Source organism: Cupriavidus sp. WS (assembly GCF_000395345.1).
In the GTDB taxonomy this organism is placed as follows: Bacteria; Pseudomonadota; Gammaproteobacteria; order Burkholderiales; family Burkholderiaceae; genus Cupriavidus; species Cupriavidus basilensis_B.
In genome coordinates this window covers 1-1,766 of record NZ_AQPL01000103.1, presented here as the reverse complement: position 1 = coordinate 1,766, position 1,766 = coordinate 1, and the positions used below count along the sequence as shown (strand labels likewise).

Annotated in this window: 2 protein-coding genes; one reads left to right on the top strand and one right to left on the bottom strand. The window is 71.9% G+C overall.

What is annotated here, in order from left to right; all coding sequences use genetic code 11:
- The first annotated feature begins 319 nt into the window (after positions 1–319).
- Complete coding sequence (locus K206_RS0110350; protein ID WP_029043453.1) at positions 320–637, top strand: high-potential iron-sulfur protein; 318 nt, start codon at positions 320–322, stop codon at positions 635–637.
- Between the two features lie 331 nt (positions 638–968).
- Here the strand turns inward: K206_RS0110350 and K206_RS37930 are convergent, their stop codons facing one another.
- Positions 969–1,439 (bottom strand): hypothetical protein, encoded by a 471-nt coding sequence (locus K206_RS37930; RefSeq protein ID WP_020202339.1) that lies wholly within the window; start codon positions 1,437–1,439, stop codon positions 969–971.
- Positions 1,440–1,766: the final 327 nt, after the last annotated feature.

Sequence of the window (1,766 nt, the reverse complement as noted above, 5' to 3'; positions counted from 1 at the left end):
CCGGCCGTTTTCTTTCCTCTACCCGTTTTTTGCCGCCGGCGTGCGGTTTCCCGGCGTTATGTTGCCCTGCGTCAAGCGCGGCCACCGCGCGCATCACGCGCGCGGCGCCGCGCGGCCGCGTTGGCCTAGAATCTATCGGGTACCGGCTTCAGGCGCCGGCGTGGGTCCGTGGCGGGTGTGTCTGGCGCCCGCGGCGGCCTGCCGCGCGGCGGAGCCGGTATCGGGCGTGCCGCATGGCGCGCCGATGGCTGCCGGCCTTGCCGCGTCTTGCGCGCGTGGCCTGCCCAGGTTGTTCCCCCACAGAAAAAAGGATTAAAAGATGTCATCACGCCGTCATTTCTTGAAAGGCATCCCGATCGTCGCCGCCGGTGCGCTGGTGCTGTCCCTCCCCGCGCGCGCGCAGGGCAGCGGGCCGCTGGTGGACGAGAAGGACCCGCAAGCGGTCGGGCTCGGCTACAAGGCCGACTCCAGCAAGGTCGACAAGGCCAAGTACCCCAAGCACGACGCCACCCAGCACTGCGGCAACTGCCAGTTGTTCCAGGGCAAGGCGACCGACGCCAGCGGCGCCTGCCCGCTGTTCGCCGGCAAGCAGGTCGCCAGCAAGGGCTGGTGCAGCGCATGGGTGAAGAAGGCCTGAGGAAGGCCGGATGCGGCGCGCCTGAGTGCGCCTGAGCGCGGCGCCGCCGGCGGGGCATTCCCGCCGCCGCCGCGACGGCCTGCCCGATCCGGTTTCCGGGTCTTCGGGCCGGCCGTTTTCACGGTTTTCGCGGGCGTGATGGCTGGTGCCGCCACCTCGCCGACGGTGCCGCCCACGGTGCCGTTCGCTGCCGGCGCGGTTGCCGGCGCGGTTGCCGGATCACCCGGGCCGCCATTTCGCGCCACGCGGACATCGTTCCGCACGCCGGTCACGTTGCCGCGCGGATCCTGTCGCGCCGATCCTCCAGCCGTCATCGTATTTCCCGCCGGGGTCAGAACTGCATCTCGACCTGGCGCACGGCCTGGCGGCCGCGGCGCACGCAGTGGTCGTGCAGGGTGGCCTTCATGCGCAGCAGCGACGCGGTGAGCACGGCGCGCTCCTCGCTGCTGAACGGCGCCAGCGAAACCGAGTGCGGCGCCTTCAGCGCGCTGTACACGCGGTCGATGCGCGGCAGCGCCGTGTCGGGGATGAAGGGCGTGCCGGCCGCGTCGAGCGCGATCCAGCCTTCCGCCTGCAGCGGGCCGAGCATGGACTCGGACTGCGCCACCGGGATCGGCATCAGGCCGGCATAGGGTGCGTGGCGCACGAACTCCTCCTGGCGGATGGCGCGCAGCAGCAGCCAGCCGGGATAGTCGAGGCCGACCTCCGAAAGGGTCTGGTCGAGCGCGCGCTGCCATTCGCGCACGCTCGCCATGAGGGCGAGCAGCACGGATTCGGTCGGTTCTAGGGCCTTGGGCCGCATTGTCTTGTCTCCTGTCTTTGGGCATTGCCGCAGGCCAGGGGCCGGTGCTTGGCCGGCCCGGGCGGCGCGGGACCGGCGGTCTCTCCTCCCCCGGTTTTCCTGCGGGTCAGACATTAGCAGACAAAGGTGGCACCGGCGAAGCGCGCGCGGCGCGGCGCGGGCCGGAAAAGGCAGGGGACTGCGCTTGCGGCCGCAAACCAAGGGAAAATCCCAGTCGGCGCCGGATGGCCGGTGCGGCTCGCGCTGCTCCCGCCGGGCGTGGCGACGGACTGGCTCCGCGGCGCGGGACCCGCGGGCGGAGCGCGGGTTCCCGGGCCGGCCGGCGCG

What these genes read in the sequence shown, in the direction of transcription:
- K206_RS0110350 (WP_029043453.1), top strand. Translation starts at nt 320, where the DNA reads ATGTCATCACGCCGTCATTTCTTGAAAGGCATCCCGATCGTCGCCGCC.
- K206_RS37930 (WP_020202339.1), bottom strand. Translation starts at nt 1,439, where the DNA reads ATGCGGCCCAAGGCCCTAGAACCGACCGAATCCGTGCTGCTCGCCCTC.